Origin of the sequence: Gemmata sp. SH-PL17, from assembly GCF_001610855.1 — a bacterium.
Taxonomy (GTDB): Bacteria; Planctomycetota; Planctomycetia; order Gemmatales; family Gemmataceae; genus Gemmata; species Gemmata massiliana.
The window spans coordinates 3,035,403-3,054,900 of record NZ_CP011271.1 but is presented as its reverse complement, the minus strand read 5'-3'; the positions used below and the strand labels follow the sequence as shown (position 1 = coordinate 3,054,900).

Annotated in this window: 14 protein-coding genes; 8 read left to right on the top strand and 6 right to left on the bottom strand. The window is 64.1% G+C overall.

All coding sequences use genetic code 11. From position 1 onward, the window contains the following. Window positions 1-48: 48 nt before the first annotated feature. Window positions 49-1,197 carry a hypothetical protein gene (locus VT84_RS12645; protein WP_082839780.1) on the bottom strand — a complete coding sequence of 383 codons (1,149 nt, stop codon included), beginning with the start codon at window positions 1,195-1,197 and terminating at the stop codon, window positions 49-51. 309 nt (window positions 1,198-1,506) lie between these two features. Here VT84_RS12645 and VT84_RS12640 point away from each other — a divergent pair, with 309 nt between their 5' ends. Continuing rightward, window positions 1,507-3,552 (top strand): YgiQ family radical SAM protein, encoded by a 2,046-nt coding sequence (locus VT84_RS12640; RefSeq protein ID WP_082839779.1) that lies wholly within the window; start codon window positions 1,507-1,509, stop codon window positions 3,550-3,552. A 79-nt stretch (window positions 3,553-3,631) separates the two neighbouring features. Here the strand turns inward: VT84_RS12640 and VT84_RS12635 are convergent, their stop codons facing one another. After that, complete coding sequence (locus VT84_RS12635; protein ID WP_082839778.1) at window positions 3,632-4,963, bottom strand: PQQ-binding-like beta-propeller repeat protein; 1,332 nt, start codon at window positions 4,961-4,963, stop codon at window positions 3,632-3,634. A gap of 284 nt (window positions 4,964-5,247) precedes the next feature. Between VT84_RS12635 and VT84_RS12630 the strand changes: the two genes are divergently transcribed. Together VT84_RS12630 and VT84_RS12625 are read left to right on the top strand one after the other, a co-directional pair. Beyond that, entirely contained in the window at window positions 5,248-6,213 is a 966-nt protein-coding gene (locus VT84_RS12630; protein ID WP_082839777.1) for an AraC family transcriptional regulator, read from the top strand. A gap of 336 nt (window positions 6,214-6,549) precedes the next feature. Then, entirely contained in the window at window positions 6,550-7,269 is a 720-nt protein-coding gene (locus VT84_RS12625; RefSeq protein WP_082839776.1) for a YebC/PmpR family DNA-binding transcriptional regulator, read from the top strand. Window positions 7,270-7,670: 401 nt separating this feature from the next. On the opposite strand, the gene VT84_RS40785 is transcribed toward VT84_RS12625, so the two are convergent. After that, on the bottom strand, window positions 7,671-8,363 hold the full coding sequence (locus tag VT84_RS40785) for a hypothetical protein (protein ID WP_239465827.1): 693 nt from the start codon (window positions 8,361-8,363) through the stop codon (window positions 7,671-7,673). Between the two features lie 451 nt (window positions 8,364-8,814). Between VT84_RS40785 and VT84_RS12615 the strand changes: the two genes are divergently transcribed. The 5 genes from VT84_RS12615 (at window position 8,815) to VT84_RS12595 (ending at window position 14,713) form a co-directional block, all read left to right on the top strand. After that, window positions 8,815-9,732: a DUF1559 domain-containing protein gene (locus VT84_RS12615; protein WP_157469467.1), complete on the top strand. Its 918-nt coding sequence runs from the start codon at window positions 8,815-8,817 to the stop codon at window positions 9,730-9,732. Between the two features lie 24 nt (window positions 9,733-9,756). Then, window positions 9,757-10,176: a hypothetical protein gene (locus VT84_RS12610; RefSeq protein WP_052558512.1), complete on the top strand. Its 420-nt coding sequence runs from the start codon at window positions 9,757-9,759 to the stop codon at window positions 10,174-10,176. Between the two features lie 43 nt (window positions 10,177-10,219). After that, window positions 10,220-10,555 (top strand): hypothetical protein, encoded by a 336-nt coding sequence (locus tag VT84_RS12605; RefSeq protein ID WP_052558513.1) that lies wholly within the window; start codon window positions 10,220-10,222, stop codon window positions 10,553-10,555. Between the two features lie 50 nt (window positions 10,556-10,605). Continuing rightward, window positions 10,606-13,215 (top strand): PSD1 and planctomycete cytochrome C domain-containing protein, encoded by a 2,610-nt coding sequence (locus VT84_RS12600; protein WP_082839775.1) that lies wholly within the window; start codon window positions 10,606-10,608, stop codon window positions 13,213-13,215. Window positions 13,216-13,342: 127 nt separating this feature from the next. Next, window positions 13,343-14,713, top strand: a complete 1,371-nt coding sequence (locus VT84_RS12595) for a DUF1501 domain-containing protein (protein ID WP_082839774.1) — start codon at window positions 13,343-13,345, stop codon at window positions 14,711-14,713. Between the two features lie 161 nt (window positions 14,714-14,874). Here the strand turns inward: VT84_RS12595 and VT84_RS12590 are convergent, their stop codons facing one another. From VT84_RS12590 to VT84_RS12580, 3 genes are all read right to left on the bottom strand, one after another. After that, a complete protein-coding gene (locus VT84_RS12590) occupies window positions 14,875-15,396 on the bottom strand; it encodes a hypothetical protein (RefSeq protein WP_052558520.1) in 522 nt (173 codons plus the stop codon). A 74-nt stretch (window positions 15,397-15,470) separates the two neighbouring features. Further along, a complete protein-coding gene (locus VT84_RS12585; RefSeq protein ID WP_157469466.1) occupies window positions 15,471-15,773 on the bottom strand; it encodes a hypothetical protein in 303 nt (100 codons plus the stop codon). 134 nt (window positions 15,774-15,907) lie between these two features. Beyond that, the gene (locus tag VT84_RS12580; protein ID WP_082839773.1) at window positions 15,908-19,231 is read right to left on the bottom strand and encodes a DUF1549 domain-containing protein; all 3,324 of its coding nucleotides are present in this window, start codon (window positions 19,229-19,231) and stop codon (window positions 15,908-15,910) included. Window positions 19,232-19,498 lie beyond the last annotated feature (267 nt).

The following is a 19,498-nucleotide window of genomic DNA, read 5'->3' as shown; positions in this document are numbered from 1 at the left end:
ACGGTCGGCATGGTACCATGCCGACCGTTCGGAGGGTATCGTCTCGCGTTACTTCGCGCTCAACAGCCGTGCGCCGACGCGCCACGTCCCGACGGTCCCGAGCGCGATCGCGCCAAGTAGCAGCCCCGCGGGGGCGGGGACCGGGTTCGGATTGTTGGGGTTCCCCGGATCACCGGGATCGGACGGATCGTCTGGTCCGCCCACAGGAACCGTCGGCGTGGTGGTCGTCGGTGGTGTTGTGCTCGGCGGGGTCGTGGTGCTACCTCCACCGACCGGGACCGTTGACCCGCCGCCGCCCGTCCCGGTGAAGATCCCGCCGCCACCGCCCGGGTAGCCCAGCCCGCTCCCGCCGCCACCCATTCCCGCGCCGCCACCGGAACCGCCGCCCGCGCCGGTCCCACCGGCCGTCAGCGCCCGGGCAAATGCTCCGCCGGTACCGGGAGTACCGCCGCTCTTAAACCGCAGTGCAAACTGCGATTGGGCGACGACCTTGTCTGCGTTCTCGATGCCCTGAAGCCGGATCAGTTCGCGCCCGCGGAGGTCGGGGTTCTCGTAAAATAGCCCGTCGTCGCGGCCTGTCAGCGAGTCGAGGAACGTCTGCGCCCGCTGAACGTAGATCGGGGCGTCGACCTTCGGGTAGTCCGCCTGGAAGTCGCCCGCGAACAGGTCCAGCTTGAGATCACCCATAGCCGGTTCGGTTTCCTGGATGATTTCCCAAAGCGCGATCTGGAACGCGACCGCGTCGTCGGGGTTGACGGCCTTCGTAGTCGGGTCGCGGAAGTAGCGCCCGAATAGTTCGGTGATGAGCTTGGCGCGCCGGTTCGCGACCTCGTTCACCTTGTCTTTATCGACCCCGTCGACGTTGTAGTTTTCGGGGGCGTAAAGGTTGTTCACGCGGTAGCGGTAGAGCTTGTCCTTGGTGATCGGTACGAGCACCTCGGCGCAGTACCCGGTGAAGTTCCGGTCGAGCCCGTTGGTGCCGAACTCAGTCTGCGGAACTTCCCAGCGGAACACGCCGGCGGAGCAGGCGCCTTCTTTGCCCTTCCACTTGTATTTGAACGATTCGCTCGGTTCGAGTTTGGTGTAGAACACCTCGAGCGCGGGCTCCTGAGCGCGTACCGGCGTTTGCAGAACCAGCGTCAGCGGAAGGGCCGCGAGCAGGGTGACCAGCCCGGGGCGAACCAGGGTGCGGGGCATGACGGACGATCTCCAGCACGGGCGCCCGGACCAGAAACGACGGAACAGTCGGGGCGCCCCATATGAGACGATACCCGGACCGGTCACGGGTTAAAAGATCGATCTTAGGGGAAAGAACACGGACTGTAGTGAATTGAACGGTGGCGCGAACGAGAAAGGTTGTTTCGGCTCAAAGCCTCTGCGCTGTTCAGGGTTCGCATTACTCGATCTGTGGTGAAACCTGAAATTCGCGTCGGTGCGCACGGCCCCACGGGTGCCGCGCACCTGCTATAATCGCGGGATCGTCCTTATTATTCCGAGTTGCAATTGATGTCCGGCACCCAGAGTCGCATCTCCCTTCCCGTCTGGCAAGAGCGGTTCGCCGCGCCGTTCGCGCCGACCACGGCCGCGGAAATGGCCGCACGCGGGTGGGACTTCGTGGACGTCGTGTTCGTCACGGGGGACGCCTACGTCGATCACCCCAGTTTCGCGATGGCGATCCTGCACCGCGTGCTGGAGCGGGCCGGGTTCCGCGTGGCGATCCTGAGCCAGCCCGAGTGGAAGACGTGCGAGCCGTGGCGCCAGTTCGGGCGCCCGCGCCTGTTCTTCGCGATCAGCGCGGGGAACATGGATTCGCTCATCAACCACTACACCGCGAACAAGAAGGTCCGCAACGACGACGCATATTCGCCGGGCGGCAAGATCGGGCTGCGACCGGACCGCGCCACGCTGCCCTATTGCCAGCGCGCCCGCGAAGCGTTCCCCGGCGTGCCGGTGATCGCGGGCGGCGTGGAGGCGTCGCTCCGGCGCCTCGCGCACTACGACTACTGGTCCGATTCGGTGAAGCGCTCGATCCTGCTCGACTCAAAGGCCGACCTCGTCGTGTACGGCATGGGCGAGCAGAGCATTCTCACGATCGCGCAGAAGCTGAAAGCGGGCGGGACGCTGCGCGACCTCCGGGCGATGCGCGGCGTTGCCTACGCGATGGGCGCGAAGGAGTCCGAGGCGTGGATGGCCCAACAGCAGGCCGCCGACGGCGCGGACCGTTCGGCCCTCAGCATCATTCCGTCCTTCGAGCAGGTGCGGGACGACAAATGGGCCTTCGCCGAAGCGACGCGGCTCATCCACACGAACACGAACCCATTTAACGCGGCCACACTGGTGCAGTTCCACGACCGACAGGCTGTGGTGCAGAACCCGCCCGCACTACCGCTCTCGCAGCAGGAAATCGACGCAGTCTACGACCTGCCGTACAACCGCCGCCCGCACCCGAGTTACACGGAATCGGTCCCCGCGCACGAGATGATTAAGGACTCGGTGACGATCCTGCGTGGGTGCTTCGGGGGCTGCACGTTCTGTTCGATCACGGCGCACCAGGGGCGCATCATCCAGAGCCGGTCGTCCGAAAGCGTGATGAAGGAGGTCCAGAAGCTCGCGGCCGACCCGGACTTCAAGGGGATCATTTCGGACATCGGCGGCGCGACCGCGAACATGTACACGATGCGGTGCTCGCGCCCGGAGGTCGAAGCGAAGTGCAAGCGCCTCTCGTGCGTTCACCCGGGCGTGTGCAAGCTGCTCGGCACCGACCACGGGCCGCTCATCGACCTGATGCGCGAGGTGCGCAACGTCGACGGCGTCCGCAAGGTGCTGGTGTCATCCGGCATCCGCATGGACCTCGCGCAGCTCTCGCCCGAGTACGTGCGGGAACTCGCCGAACACCACACGGGCGGGCGCCTGAAGGTGGCGCCGGAACACACCAGCCCCAAGGTTCTGGAGCTGATGAAGAAGCCGAACATTGATAACTTCGGCGTCTTCGCGGACCAGTTCCGCCAGGCGAGCGCGGACGCGGGCAAGCCGAAGCAGCAGATCATCCCGTACTTCATCGCGAGCCACCCGGGGAGCGACCTCGCGGAGATGATCGACCTCGCGCTCTACCTCAAGCAAAACGGTTACCGCCCGGACCAGATCCAGGACTTCATCCCGGCCCCGTTCGATATTGCGACGTGCATGTATTACGCGGGCCTGGACCCGTTCACCAAGAAGCCCGTCAACACGGCCAAGAACCTCAACGACCGCAAGATGCAGCGCGCGCTCATGCAGTTCTTCAAACCGGAGAACTATTTCGAGGTGCGCGAGGCGCTCATCAAGGCCGGCCGTGCCGAACTCATCGGCGGGTGCAACGGGCTGATCCCCGCACAGCCACCCAAAGAAGCCATCGAAGCGCGCCGCAAGCAGGCCAACGTCGCCGCGCGCAACGACCACTACCACTCCGTCGCTAACACCGCGAAGGGCGAACCCGCCGGCGAGCGAGAAACGCCACCGCTGGTCAAGAACAAGGGCTACCGGCCGGGGCGGAAGTCGCAGAAACGACGGTAGGGAAAAGAAAAACGGCACGCAGGTCCGCTACAGTTGGAGCAGACCTGGGCGCCGCGGTGGACGACTCCGACGGGGCGCGCTACTTCGCCTTCACGTCGTAGCAGTACATCACGGTCTGGTCACGGATGTAGAGCTTGCCGTTCACGATCACCGGATGCGGCCAGCTCTGTGAGTGCGAGCGCTGGTCGGCCGCGGGGAGCTTGAACGACGACACCACCTTCAGCTCTTTGGGGTCCGGTTCGATGAGCACGAGCACACCGTTCTCGTACCGGAAGTACAGGCGCCCGTCCGCGGCGAGTACGGCCGCCGACTTCTGCCCGCCGGCGGGCGACTTTTCCGGCCCCCATTTGACCTCGCCCGTCTTGAAGTCCACGCACACGGGGCTCCCGCCGTTCTGATCGTGCCCGAAGTAGACGTGCCCGTCGACCAGCACCATGCCGCCGTGGTGATTGTTGAGCTGCGGCTTCCGGTACGTTTTGATCTCCTTGACCTCGAACGTGCCCTTCTCCTTCGACACGATCTGCAGAAGAGCGGCTCCGCCGCCGTAACTGCACGACACCCACACTCGGTCGTCCTTCACGACCGGCATCGGGATCTGCGCGATGCCCCCGGTGGCCGCGGTTCCCTTATACTGCCACAGCACCGTCCCGGTCTCGGCATGAACCCCGACGAGCCCCGACCCGTTGCCGAGGAGGACGAGGTACTGCGGCACTCCGCCGAGCGTGGCCCTGACGGGCGACGAGTACCCCTGGCCCGATGAGAACCCCCGGCTGTTCGGGGCACCGATTTCGCCCGCGTCGGCCTTCCATACAGTCTCACCCGTGTCGGCCTTGAGCGCGACCACGGCCGCCCCCTTCGCCGCCGGGGTGCAGATGATCTTGTCGCCGTCGGCCAGTACCGAGTCGCTGTACCCCCACGCGACGCCGGCCTTACTGCCGACCGCCCCGCCGAAGTCCTTCACGTAACTCTTCGACCACACGGGCGTACCGTCCTTCGCGTTCAGGCACGACAGCGTGCCATCGGCGCTCACGGTGTACAACTTGTTGTTGTGGACGGTGGGCGTGCTGGCCGGGCCGTTCGACTGCGGAAACAAGTCACTGGCCGAGGGCGCGAACGGGCGGAACCACAGCTCGGAGCCGTCCGCTTCCTTCAGAGCCCAGACGCCGTCCTTGCCGTCGCGCGCGCCGACGCCGTAGATGACGCCGCCCGCGAACGACGGCGTGCCCCAGCCGAGGCCCAAGTTCTTCGCGGTCCAGAGCTGCTTGGGGCCGCCCTCGGGCCAGGCTTTGAGCAACCCGGTCTCGGTACAAACGCCGTCACGGTTCGGGCCGCGAAACCCGGGCCAGTCGGCGGCCGGCGCTACCGTGCCACTGAATAGCGCCGCGGCGAAGAGTGCAAGTCGAAGAGTCATAAATGAGTTACTCCGCGTGATCGTCTGAAAAGCTCGCCCGGCTCCCTGCGACGCATCGGGACGCTGAAATCGACCGCTCTCACGGATGGGAAGTACGAGTGGTCTCCGGGAAGTTGCCCCGACCGGCGAAGAGAATGGTAATCCGAGTCCCCAAAGAGTCGGTAACCCGTTCGTCTAGAGTTCTTGCCTAATCTTCCAAAAACTTTGGAGGTGCCCATGAATGTGAGCGCCCGCTGCGGGTAGAGTGTGTGGGTGAACGAGGGCGATCGGCCGGGAGGACGGACGTGGCAACGGACGAGTTGGCCAGACTGGTGGCCGCGATCGAGCGGCACGCGCCGTCTGACGGCGTGTGCCGCACGGCGGTGCCCGGGTTGATTATTGCCCGGCTCCCGGAACCGAGTGCCCCCAACGCCCTCGTGGTCGATCCGTCCCTGTGCATCGTCGCGCAGGGCGCGAAGGAGGTGTTCCTCGCGGGCGAAGTGTACCGGTACGACCCCGCCCACTCGCTGCTCGTGTCGGTCGACCTGCCGATCTCCGCGCGGGTGGTCGAGGCAACCCCCGCCCGGCCGTGTTTGGCCGTCCGACTCTCGCTCGACCCGTCGGTGGTCGGCGAACTGCTAGCCGAATGTCCGGACGCCCGGTCCCCCGGTCCGCCCGCACGAGGGGTCGAAGTGAGCCCGGTCGAGCCGCAACTTCTGGACGCGGTCGGCCGGCTCGTGTCCCTCCTCGATTCACCGCACACCCTTGGGCCACTGGCTCCGCTCGTGCTCCGGGAGATCACTTTTCGGGTGCTCATCGGCCCACAGGGGACGCGACTGAGGCAGATCGCCACGGTCGGGGCACCGGCCCAACAGATCGCCCGCGCGATCCGGTGGCTGCGCGACCACTTCGCGGACCCGCTCCCCGGCGAAGCGCTGGCCCGGCAAGCACAGATGAGCCTGTCGGGGTTCCACCAGCACTTCAAAGCGGTGACGGGCTTGAGTCCGCTTCAGTACCAGAAGCAATTACGCCTTCAGGAAGCGCGGCGACTGATGCTCGGTGAGGGACTGGATGCAGCGGGAGCGGCACTTCGGGTCGGGTACGAGAGCCCGTCCCAGTTCAGCCGCGAGTACCGCCGGCTGTTCGGTGCATCACCCCGTCGAGACGTGGCCGCCCTCAAAGCCAAGCCTCAACCATCAAAGCAATCGGGGCAATTTCGAGGTACGCGAGGCACCCACCAGAGCGGGCCGCGGGCGGGTGCAACGGACTGATCCCGCCAACACCGCTAGGGGTGAACTCGCCGGCCAAGCGCCCCACTCTACCGCTGGTCAACAAAAAGGGCTACCGACCCGGACGCGAGTCGCAGTAACGGCGGAGGAAAAAGGCTCGTGATTCGGTATTTTAAACCCAAGAATGACTTTGCAGTGCGGCGAGCATTGATTCAGGTGAAGTAAACGTATTCGATCGGCGGTTGAGAGGGGCTGATACCGCACCATTCGGCGAAAGAAGCAGTCGCACGCGAGCAAACGCGGCCGACAGCAACGAGTACCACCATCCGGTCGCCCCGCGAACCGGCTCCTTTGAAAACGTGGAGAGGGAGACTTCAAATGGGACGAATTTTCGAGAAGCGCAAATACTCGATCTTCAAGACCGCCGCTCAGAACTCGAAGGTCTATTCCAAGTACAGCAAGCAACTGTACGTGGCGGCCAAGAACGGCGTACCCGACCCGCACGCCAATCCGGTTCTGCGCAGCATCATTGACAGAGCCAAGCGCGACAACGTGCCGAGCCACGTGATCGAAAAGGCGATTCAGAAAGCCGCGGGCGCGGGGGGGGAGAGCTACCAGTCGGCGCGTTACGAGGGGTTCGGTCCCGGCGGCTCGCTCGTCATCATCGACTGCTTGACCGACAACAATACGCGCACGATCTCCGACGTCCGCAGTTGCTTCACCAAGACCGGCTCCAAACTGTCGGCCAGTGGATCTGTGGTGATGCTGTTCGATCATTTGGCCGTAATTTCCTTCGCCGGTAGCAACGAAGAGAAAGTGCTGGAAGCCATGTTCGCGGCGGACGTCGCCGTCGAAGAGATCGAAAGTAAGGACGGCACCGTTACAGTCTTCGCGCCCCCCGCCGAGTTCTACAAAGCCAAAACCGCATTGCACGAAGCGTTCCCCGACCTTGAGTTCGATGTCCAGGAAATCACGTTCCTTCCGCGGGAAACGAAACAGCTCAGCGGGGACGAACTGGCCCTGTTCGAGAAATTCCTGGGCATGCTAACCGATTGTGATGACGTGCAGGACGTCTACCACAACGTCTCCCTTTCGTGAACGCTCGGTTGGTTCCGTGAGTGATGCATTGTGGACCTGCTGACCGGGCGGCGCTGAACAACTTCGCGCCGTTCGAGATCACGCCCTGCGCGCTGTGCGGGCCTGGCCCTGTTCACTGGGAAGCCCGTTCATGCCACCGAGAATCTCAATGACCGTAAGGTGCGACCGATCAAGGCGAGGCAAGTTCGCACCTCGATCTCTTATAAGCCGATGACCCAACAAACGCCCACAAGATTTCTCGAAACCCGGTCCAATGGGTCCGATCAGAAATCCGTCGAATACACAATCGCCTTCTGTGCCTCCAGAGACGCCCCGCGCTCGCGGTACGCGGTCATCAACCACTCGTAGACGTCCGAACCCAATATATTTTCAACTGCGTGCCCACCCTTCTCTTTTACCGCCTATTCCCTCCCCAACACCAGATCCGCGACCCAGCACCCGCGCACATGCGGCACGTTGGCGTCGCGGCAGTGGTCCAGCACATCGGCATTGTCGCAACCCGCGTCCTGGAGCGCATCGGCCAGGATCGGCATCGCGCCGAAGTCTCGCGACTCGTACATCTGCGCCGCCAGCGCGACGGCTGTGGAGGTGCACCAATCGGGGGAGAACGACACGGTGCGGAACGGGTTCTCGAAGATGTCACGAAGTAAACCACATTGTTCAAGCATTTCGTCGTGCAGAGCCGCCCTTTTATAAATCTTCCACGGATCGGTCGGCCCCGTAGAAACAGCCCGAGCACGAGCCGCGTTGTCCGCGATATGGCGGACGGCAACCCGCCCTTTTGAGGATACGTGATAGGCCGCTCGAATCGCAAACACCCGCGGTTCCCGGTAGGAATTGCAGGAAGAGACGATCCGACACGCCGTCTGAGCTACGGCACGAGCCGCCGACCGTTCTGCTGAGCTAGCCGAACCGTCCTGAAAGCGCTCCTCGGTCTCAATTGAGTTTCGGCTCCCGTCGTTGGAAATGAGTGACCAAATCCGTCGGCAGCACGCCACACCGAATAATCGCAATTTCCGATCACTTGCCCTACCCAACAAAAACTCCAGCATCGGTTCTGGCTCTACGCATGCGAGCCACTTCGCTTCGGTCATCTCGTTCCTCCCGATCTCAGCGTGACTGATTCCGAGCGCGTCGCAAGCACAGAGCGCGTGGCGTTTTCGCCCTGTGCGATTTTCCTCTGACGCGCGATCTCAATTCTCCCCAGCAAAATAACATTCCGAACACTTGATTAGTGATAATTCCTCAAGAACATTGAAAAACGAGCCGAAAATAAACTTGACAATGGCGATGGATATTGAAATATTAAATCCTCACAGGGGCACCGATCTCCTCAATCGAGCACCCTGGCAGGAAACGCGGTTCGGAATTCGGGAGTAGTTTCCCGACCCGGAATGTGGTTCCTGGGGCTGTCGATCACGTCTCTCTCCGTTCGTTATTTCGTTCCTCCTGGCCGAAGCGTGGTGCTTCGTTCGGGAGTACCAAACAACCGTGCGTGCGAATTCAATTCGCAGACGACGAGTTGTCGCGAAACGGAGTCTGTCAGTGAAACGTAATGCTACTCCGCGTGGGTTCACGCTGATCGAATTGCTGGTCGTAATTGCCATCATCGCGATCCTCATCGGATTGCTCCTCCCGGCCGTGCAGAAGGTGCGCGAAGCCGCGGCGCGGCTCCAGTGCCAGAACAACTTGAAGCAGATCGGGCTGGCCGCGCACAACTTCCACGACTCGTACCAGTTCCTTCCTCCGGCGTTCATCGGCGACAACTCCGAAAAGCTGGACGGGTGGGCGACGTGGGGCGCGCTCCTGCTGCCGTACATCGAACAAACCGCCCAGTACAACCTGTGGGACATCCGGTACGTCGCGTCCGAGCAGCCGCTCGCGGCCGTTCAGACCCAGATCAAGATCTACCTGTGCCCGTCGCGCCCGGCGGCGGTGCTGAGCGTGAGCGACTTCCGAACGGAAGGGGCCGCGCTGACGGACTACGCCGCGAGCTTCGGCACGCACGCCGCGTACACCTCGTCCACCGGGGCCATCATCCCGAACGTACCCTACGTCGCGACCGATTCGGCCGGGCGCGTGTACGTCACCAAGTGGTCGAGCCAGACCAACTTCGGGAGCGTCACCGACGGCACGAGCAACACCACGATGTTCGGGGAGAAGTCGATCCGCCCGAACTCGCTTCGTGGGAAAAACGAGGACCGGAGCGTGTTTGGCGGGAACCGCAACAACACGCGCCGGATGATGGGCGTCAGCAGCGTGAACGGGGACTCGCGCCCGCTCCTGCCGCCCGATAACCAGAACCTCCCCTTCGCCAATAGCAGCTTCGGTGGGCCGCACCCGGGCGTCACCAACTTCGTGTTCGTGGACGGGAGCGTCCGTTCGCTGCGGACCAGCACCCCCGTGGACGTGCTCACCGCACTCGTGACACGAGCGAGCGGCGAAGTGGTCCCGAATTACTAACCGCGGCCCGATCAGGAGATTCCCATGAAGACGCACCGGATCATCGCCGCGGCGCTCGGGCTGTTCGTGCTCGCCGGGTGCAACGGCAACTCACCGAAGACGTACTCGGTGAGTGGGAAAGTGGCTCTCGTTGGCGGGGATACCCAGAAACTGGCCGGGCACCACATCGAGGTCGCCCTCGCCACCGACCCGACCGTGCGGGCCGCGGGTGTCATCGGACCGGATGGCACGTTTTCACTGGAAACGCTGCACGCCGGGGTGGTTCTCAAGGGCGCAAAGGAGGGGCAGTATCAGGTGCGCATCCTCCCGGCCGACGAGGACGACAACGGCACGAAGCTGAAGAAACCGCCGATCGCGGCCCGGCACTTCAAGTTCGAGTCATCGGGCCTCTCACTCAAGGTGCCGGCGACCGGCGACGTGAACCTGGAACTGTCCCCGCGCTAACGCACCGACGATCAACGAACACGCACGTATTCGGGAGTGACCCGTGATTCAGGTGACCTGGCAGGACGAAGTGCTGGACGTGACCCGTCTCGTTTTCGAGGACGATTGCCCGTTCCGCGCGACCCTCGACCGCATCGCGGCCCGGTTCGCTCTGGACGTGGCCGACGACCGCACGAGTCCGTGGCCGGGCGATTTCTGGATCGGGTGTCACCCGCGTGCTGGTTGGGGAACGGCCGACGCGAACCTCATCGGGTGGGCCGGACTCGTCGACGTGCCGCAAGCCGTCAGCGCCTTGCGTCGTGCTACGGCGGAAATCACGCCGGCCGGTTCGAGTGTGCCCGCGGCGCCCAGATTCGGGTTCGCTGTAGCCTTCGGATGATGCCAACGAAACAAGCCGACTATCAACAATAACCGCCATCGGATTCGCACATGAGATTCGGTCCCAAACATCTGGCCCCGCTCGTCATCCTGACGTTCGCGGGGTTCGCGACGAGCCGGGAGCCGGCGCCCCCCGCGGCCCCGGACCCGGCCAAGGTCGAGTTCTTCGAGAAGAAGGTCCGGCCGATCCTCACGGGCCACTGCAACCAGTGCCACTCGGCCGATACGAAGCCGGCCGGCGGACTGCGCGTGGACGATCGTAACGGCCTTCTTACCGGCGGAAATACCGGCGCGGCCGTCGTGCCCGGTGACCCCGCTAAGAGCCTGCTCATCACGCGCGTCACGCAGAAGAACGAGAAGCGCCGGATGCCGATCGAGGGGAAGCATCTCACGGAGGAGCAAGTCGCGACGCTGACGAAGTGGATCAAGGACGGCGCCGCGTGGCCCGCGCTCCGCGTCCCCACGTCACTCGGTAAGGCCAAGCCCGAGTACGAGAAGCTCAAAAAGGAGCACTGGGCCTGGCAGCCGCTGACGAAGCCCACAACACCCGCAGTCAACGACGCGGCGTGGGCGCGGGACGACGTGGACCGGTTCCTCCTCGCGAAGCTCGAAGCGAAGGGGCTGAAGCCGGTCGGCGACGCGGACAAGCTCACGCTGCTGCGTCGCGTCACGTTCGACCTCACGGGCCTCCCGCCGACGCAGGCTGAAATCGAAGCGTTCCTGAAGGACAATAGCCCGAAGGCATTCGAGAAGGTCGTGGACCGGCTGCTCGCGTCGAGCGCGTTTGGCGAACGCTGGGGACGGCACTGGCTCGACGTGGCCCGCTACGGCGAGAGCACCGGGCCGAGCCGCAACATCCCGTACCCGCACGCCTGGAAGTACCGCGACTACGTCATTGACGCCGTGAATGCAGACGTGCCCTTCGACCGCTTCATCAAGGAGCAAATCGCCGGGGATCTGCTCCCCGCAGCCAACAATGACGAGCGCGACCGCCAACTCACCGCGACCGGGCTTCTCGCACTCGGCGTAAAGGACGTAAACCAGCGGTTCAAGGTCCGGTTCGTGATGGACAACGTGGACGAGCAGATCGACGCCGTGACGCGGTCCGTGATCGGGCTAACCGTTTCGTGCGCCCGGTGCCACGACCACAAGTTCGACCCGATCTCGCAGGTCGATTACTACGCCCTCGCGGGGATCTTCACCAGCACCGACAACGCGGCCGGGGTGCGGAACCAGATGGGCGGCGCGGGACTGGCTTATTACGTCCCCGCAAACCTTGTGAAGTTGAGCGGCGAACTCCCGCCGGCCGACCCGGAGAAGGTCAAGAAGCTCACGGCCCAGGTCGCCGAAGCGAAGAAGGCTTGGGACGGAATCCGCGGAACGCCCGAGGGCCTGAAGATCGCGGCCAACGGCCAGCCAACCCAGCGCCCGTTCCGGCTCAAGTACGAGGGGCTTCAAGCGGAACTGAACTCGCTCACGGACCCGGCCGCACGCGGGCACGCGGTCCACGGCGCACGCGACGCTCAAGTGATCGCGGATACGGAAGTGCGTCTGCGTGGGGAAGCCGAGAAGCTCGGCCCGACTGTACCGCGTGGGTTCCTTAGCACGTTCGAGGTGCCCGGCGCCCCGAAGGTGAACCCGAAGCAGAGCGGCCGGCTCGAACTGGCGCAGTGGCTCACCAGCCCGAAGAACCCGCTCACCCCGCGCGTCGCTGTGAATCGCGTGTGGCAGCACCTGTTCGGCTCCGGGATCGTGAACACGGTCGACAACTTCGGCGTGACCGGCGATACGCCCACGCACCCGGAACTGCTCGACCACCTGGCGAACCGCTTCATCGCCGACGACTGGAGCGTGAAGAAGCTGGTGCGCCAGCTCGTGCTCACTCGCGCGTACCAGTTGGGTTCGGAAGCGACCGAAGCGCACCGCACCACTGACCCCGCAAACCGCCTCGTGTGGCGGCATGCCCCGCGCCGGCTCAGCGCCGAAGAGGTCCGCGACGCGACGCTGGCCGCCGCCGGCACACTCGACGCCAAGCGGCCTGAAGGCTCGTCGGCCAAGGCGCTCCGCATGGTGGAGATGCGCGACAACGGCCCGGAAGCGAAGACGATCAACGAACAGGCCGACGCCGCGCGGTACCGCAGCGTGTACCTGCCACTGCTCCGTGGGGTCACGCCGCACGCACTCGAAGCCTTCGACCCGGTGGACCAGACGCTCGTGAGCGGTACTCGCGACACGACCACGGTTCCGGGGCAGTCGCTATTCCTGCTGAACTCGACGTTCGTGCGTAAGCAGGCGATCAGCTTCGCCGAGCGCGTGCTGAAGTCCAAGGACGCGACCGACGACGACCGCGTGAAGGCGGCGTACCAGCTCGCACTGGGCCGCAACCCGACCGACAAGGAAATCGACCGGGCGAAGGCGTTCGTGGGCGAATACGAGTCGGTGTACCGTGCCAACCCGCCGAAGGCCGTCGTCTCGCCGAAGAAGCCCAAGCCCACGGAAGGTTCCAAGCAAGAAGAACCGCCGCTCGACCCGGACCAGATCGACCAGACCGGCGAAGTGGTCACCGAAGAATCGGTCCAGCCGAAGGACGCGAAAACCGCCGCGTGGATGGCCCTCACACAAGCCCTCTTCGCCAGTGCCGAGTTCCGGTACGTGCGCTAACGGCTCGAATTTGTCTCTTGCTCGTGGCACAGGCCTCTGGCCTGTGTTGCGATTCCACAGGCCAGAGGCCTGTGCCACCAAATACTGAAGTGAATCCAAAACAAAACATTCAGCAAGGAACTTACTCGTGACCCACGCACCATACGCTCCCTTTTCGCGCCGCCAGGCACTGAAGTCTGCCGGCGCGGGCTTCGGCTACCTCGCCCTCGCGGGCCTGCTCGGTGAATCCACCCATGCTGCGGACAAGGCTGCACCGAAGCCGCTCGCGCCAAAGGAGCCGCACTTCAAGGCTAAAGCCAAGCGCCTGATCTTCGTCCACATGAACGGGGCGATGTCGCACCACGACACGTTCGACTACAAGCCCCAACTCGTGAAGGACAACGGCAAGCCCGGTCCCGGGGGCGGCACTCTCACGGCATCGAAATTCAAGTTCGCGCAACACGGCCAGACGGGATCGTGGTTCTCGGAACTACTCCCGAACCTGGCCAAGCACGCGGACAAGCTGACGTGGCTCCGCGGGTTGCACACCGATACCCCGGCGCACCCGCAAGCCGTGGTACAGCTGCACACCGGTAGTGCGAACGCGGCCCTGACGCGGCCGAGCATGGGCGCGTGGCTGCTGTACGGCCTCGGCAGCGAGAACGCGGACCTGCCCGGGTACGTCACGATCAACCCGCCGCCGAACTTCGGCGGGGCGGTGAACTACGGCAGCGCGTTCCTCCCGGCGCACTTCCAGGGCACGCGCATCAACGACGTGGGCTACCTCCCCAACCTGAAGGCGACCGCCGCGAACGATCTCCAGCGCAAGCAGATCGACCTGATCCAGAACATGAACCGCGACCTCGCGGCCACGTCCGGCGCCCCTGACGCGGTGGACGGTGTGATCGAGTCGTTCGAGCTGGCGTTCAAGATGCAGGGCAAGGTGCCGGAGCTGCTCGACATCTCCAAAGAGCCGAAAAAAGTGCTCGAAGCCTACGGCGTGAAGGACGGCCCCGGGGGTGCGTTCGCGCGGCAGTGCGTGATGGCCCGGCGCCTGAGCGAGGCCGGGGTGCGGTTCGTGGAGATCTGCCAGCCGGGGTGGGACCACCACAACAACTTGCACAAGGGCATGATCGACCGGTGCGGGTCCGTGGACCAGCCGACCGCGGCATTGCTCTCTGATCTGGAATCACGTGGGCTACTGGAAGACACGCTCGTACTGTTCGGGAGCGAGTTCGGCCGTCTGCCGACGTCGCAGGGAGCGGACGGGCGCGACCACAACATCACCGGCTATCCGATGTTCCTGACCGGCGCGGGCGTGAAGAAGGGTGTCACCTACGGCGCGACCGACGAGTACGGCATCAAGGCCGTTGAGGGGCGCATGCACACGAACGACTTCCACGCGACGCTGCTGGCACTCATGGGCCTTGACCACGAGAAGTTGACCTACAAGTACGCCGGGCGCGACTTCAGGCTGACCGACGTGAAGGGGACCGTGGCGAAGGAAATCTTCGCCTGACCGCGAAGCGCCCCCGCCGCCGGTGACCCGGGTGATCGGAGAGAGCACTCGGGGATCAGCGGTGGCGATCGACACGGCTCGGGTCGGCGTTGAGGAGCGGCGGCCGGGCGGCGGGGGCGTTGTTCTGCTCTGCTGTGGTAAACTTACGTGGTGGAAAATTGTTAATGACCAATGAGCGAATTCAGTAACAGATCCTGCGCCCAACAATCACCCACGTGCGGGCCGGGGCTGCGAAGGTGATTCAGAATGTCATCGCTGTTGCAACCCGCGTCTTGAAGGGCGTCAGCCAGAATCGGCAATTGGTCGAAAGTAGTGCCGGCATAAAATCCTTCGACCAGAGTGCGAACCGTGGTCGTGAGCCAGAACGGTTGCACGATAACAGAACGAAGTGAGCCGAACAGAACCGATCGCAGTTTGGGGCGCGCGCCGAGCCACCCGGACGCAGTAGCCGACTCGACGCAAACGCGAGCGATATTTGGGGTCACGCGCCAGTTAAACCCCAAAGTTTGGTTGTTGCACATCCCACACGTAACGGTGAGCAGACGGTGGGATTCGTGTTCGGGCCGAGCGCAGAGAATGTTGGGTTGAGGGGTTCCCAGCCACCAGTCGGCTTCGACCGGCTGCCAGTAGTAGACCTGATTCCCGACGACGATTCGCCTCCAACCCTTTTTACCGAAAGCCATTGATCCCTCCGCACCGTCTCCACCACCAACAAGAAGTAGTTTCAGTCAGAGGCGCTCTCCATCACTGTGGTTCGCTACATCGCTGACTTCTGATCCGAAGCTCTGCTCCTTCGGGTCACGGGAACCCAGTTCTTGTCCGCGTCGTCCACCGCAAGAAAATGTTGCTCCCACTTCTTGCCCCTTGTGCGAAATCGACAGGCGAACCAGGGCGCACCGTATTCATCGATCTCATAAATGCGAACCGCCCGCCCTCGAGCGACCAGCTTTTTGTAAACGCGCACCGTCTCCGCGTGGATCTGATAACCCGGTATCCCGACGCTCGGAACTCCCGTAATTCTGATCCGATCACCAACTTTCAGCTCGCTCGCCTTCATCACACACCCCTCGGAACCGGAGTACCACAATGATACCCGGTTCCGAACGCCAGGCCTGAAATGCAGGACGGTTCCGCCGACCGAGTCGAACTCGATCAACGGAACCGTCCCCTGTGAGAAAATCAAACGCGATCCGATTAGTGGTTGAACAGGAACGCCGGGTTGTTAATGAGCGCCCAAACAAGGTCTTGGGCGCCCAGCACGCGGGCGTCGGCGGGCGGAGCGTTCGCGGTTTCGGCCGCGAGCCGGGCGTACTCCTTGTCCTGGGCCAGGTACATTTGCCGAAGCGCGTCCTTCTGAGCCGGGGTCCGCTTGTCGAGCGGCGTTTCGAGCAGCGCGAGTTGGGCCGGGCTCACCGAACTTTGCAGCTTCGGGTTCGGGTCCGTCGTCACCGACAGTCGGAACTTGCCGATGGTGTGCTGCCCGCCGTACCGCTGGTCGAGGACCGCAGTGAAGTACCCGCCGGCCGGGTCACTCACCGGCTTGTCGAACTTGAAGAGCGCCGCGTTATCCACGCCGAGCCGCGGCGCGGTGGCCCAACCGGTGCCGGGGTTCCCGTCCACCGCGTTCGCGACCGGGAACGTCTCCTGCGAGAAGATCGCCGCGAGCGCCTTCAGCTTGATCGCCGTGGCGGGTGCGTCCGTCTTGTCGAACGTCTTGTACGTCAGGCGGAACTCGTTGAGCACGAAGTTCCCGTTCTCCGCCCGTCCCGGTCCCTTCGCGGGCAGCTTCGGGTCGGAGAGCACATCGAGCCGCAACGCGGTGATCGGCTTATCGATCCCGGTGAGGCCGTGAATCGTGTAGAGGTCGGTGTCGGGAACCTTCCCGCCCACGAGAATCGAACCGTCCTTGTTGACCACCAATTTCGTGTCGGGCATCTGGGCCTGTGCCCGGCGAATTTCGAGCGGCGTCCACGCGGTCGGTTTCTGGGCCTTCAGCGATTCTTCCCAGGCGGCCTGTTTCGCATCGAGCGTTGCCTTGTACGTGTTGAAGGCGTCCAGCTTCGGCTTGTACTCCGCGAGCTGCGCCGCGTGGTCGGTGGCAGCGGCCCGGATCGCGGCGATCGCGGCCTTGCGTTCTGCCGTAGACGGGAGTCGGTTCAACACCGCGAGATAGATCTCGTCGGCCACTTTCGCGTCGTCCTTCTCGGCGAGAACGAGTTTGTTCAGCCGGTTGTTCGGGTCTTTGATGGCGTCCCCCACAACGGGGCCGTTCACCATCGCCATGATCGGGCCGATGTTCAGCCCGGTGCCGCGCTCGCACTCACACGAAGTCTCGCGCACCGGCTTGTTGAAAATGTCGAGGAACCCCCCTGGCAGTTCCACATTACTGTCGAGTAGTTGCGCGGCCCGGGCGCCCGCGGGCAGGCCCGGCAACCGCGACTGCGAGCCGGTGGCGCGGTGGATCGTGTCGAACAGCACCTCGGCCGGGAGCCGCCGCGCCAGTGCGTGGGAGTAGTTGATTTCGTCGTCCTTGTTCCACCGGTTCGTCGCGAGCGAGAGCTGGTACGTGCGGCTCTTGCAGATCGTCTTGATGAGTTTCTGCGTGTCGAACCCGCTCGCCACGAAGTCCGCGGTCAGTTTGTCGAGCAGTTCCGGGTTGGTCGGCGGGTTCCCGGCGCGGATGTCGTCCACCGGCTCGATGATGCCGACGCCGAGCAGGTAGCTCCACACCCGGTTCACGTAGCTCTTCGCGAAATACTGGTTCTGCGACGCGGTGATCCACTTCGCGACCTGTTCGCGGCGCGACGCTTCCGCGGGCTGCTGCACCGACACCGAGTACGGGAAGCCCGCCTTCGCGTTCTCGCTCGTGCGGTCGTGCTTGATCTCCCCGGACTTCAGGTCGGTGATGACCTCGACGAGCGGCTTCGCGCCTTCAACCGCGGTACCGCCGAGCGTCTGCCCGCGGTACTTCGGGTCCGGCGCGCGGCCGACCTGTGCGAAGTACGCGGCGAGGCTGAAGTATTGGTCCTGGGTCCACTTCTCGAACGGGTGGTCGTGGCACTTGTTGCAGTTGAACCGTACCGCGAGGAACAGTTGCGTGGTGTTCTCCATCACCGCGTCGGGCGTGCGGAGCGTCTTGTAGTACGCGCCGGGCGGGTTCTCCACGTTCGATCCGGTTGCGGTGAGGATCTGGTACGCGAACTTGTCGTAGGGCCGGTTCTCGGCCACCGCGTCGCGGATCCACTTGCGGAATGCGGTCGCGCCGACGTCGCCGAGGAACTTCCGGTTCACCATCAGCATGTCAGCCCATTTGTTCGACCAGTGCTCGACGAACGCATCGCTGCCGACGAGCGAATCAACCACCGCTTCGCGTTTCGCACGACCGTCGCGGGAGTCCGCGATGAACTGCCGTACCTGCTCGCCCGTGGGTGGTAGACCCGTGAGGTCGAGGTACACGCGGCGCAGGAACGCGGCGTCGTCCGCGAGGTCGCTGGCCTGAACCTTGACCTTCTTCAGTTTCACATCGACCAGATCGTCGACGTAGTTGTAAACGGGTTGCTGTTTCCACTCGAAGCCCGAGCGGTCGCCCATGATGACGATCGTGCTCGCGGCGTAGGCCCCCTCGTAGCGGGCGAGCATCGTGGTCTCACCGCGGCGCAGCGTGGCGACCACGCCGGTCTTGTCCACAGTGGCCACTTCCGTGTTGCTGCTCTCGATGAACGTTTCGGCGGTCACGTCGCGGCGCCGACCGTCGGCGTAGGTGGCGACCGCGGCGAACTGCTGCTTCTGCCCGATACGCCCGACGATCGGGTTCTTCGGGAAGATCTCGAGCGACGTCACGCGGACCGCGTCGAGGTCGAGTTTCAGTCCCTGGGAGATCCACTTGCGCACGAGTTCGTAGTTCGGGTCACCGGCCGTCATCGTTACCCCGCCCTGGTGCGGCACGGCCCCGGCCGGTTTCATCAGCATGAGGCTCTTTTCCGGTGCGGCGCGGTTGAACCGGCGCCCTTCGAGATCATCCGTGAGCGCGCGGAAGTCGTACAGCGGGTCGTACCCGCGGAGCGAGAGCTTGAACCCGTTCTTACCGGCTTGCGCGCCGTGACAGGTACCCGCGTTGCACCCGAGTTTGCTGAGAACCGGTTGCACGTCGGTGACGAAACTGACCGGCTTGTCCGCGCCGAATCCCTTCACGGTTACAGGCACTTTGGCCGCAAGCCCGGCGAGCGACACTTCAACATCGCCAGCGCCGTCGGCGGTGGGCCGGACCAGCCCGGCGTTCACAGCCGCGATTTTTGGCACAGCCACTTTCGCGATGCGCGTCACATCGACGGCTTCGCCGGTATCGAGCGTCGCGGTCACGAGCAGTTGCGAGTACGCGAACGGCCCGCTCAGTTCGATCGTCGCGGGACGCACGTCGAGCTTCGTGACCTTCGCCCCGTCAGGCAACTTCTCTTGCGCGAGGGCCGGCAGCGCACCGCCGATCAGAAGCAGGGCCGCAATATATCGGTAGAGCTTCATGGAAGAGGTCTCGGGGGTCGGTTGTCGGTTAAACGCCCGGGGACCGGGCGGGGTTGGTTTGGTCGGGTCGAATGAATCCCGGGTCGTATTCCGGATGAATCCCATCGCACCCGATGGGGTGCATCACGGGTGTTGGTATCGGCGCCCGTTGCATCCGCGGGTGTTGTCCCCGCCCGTATCCCAGGGCGTTGCCCTGGGCTGGGGAATCGCACCCGTTCGGGTGCCGGGTATTTCAGGCCGAAGGTCTGAGATTCCCCAGCCCAGGGC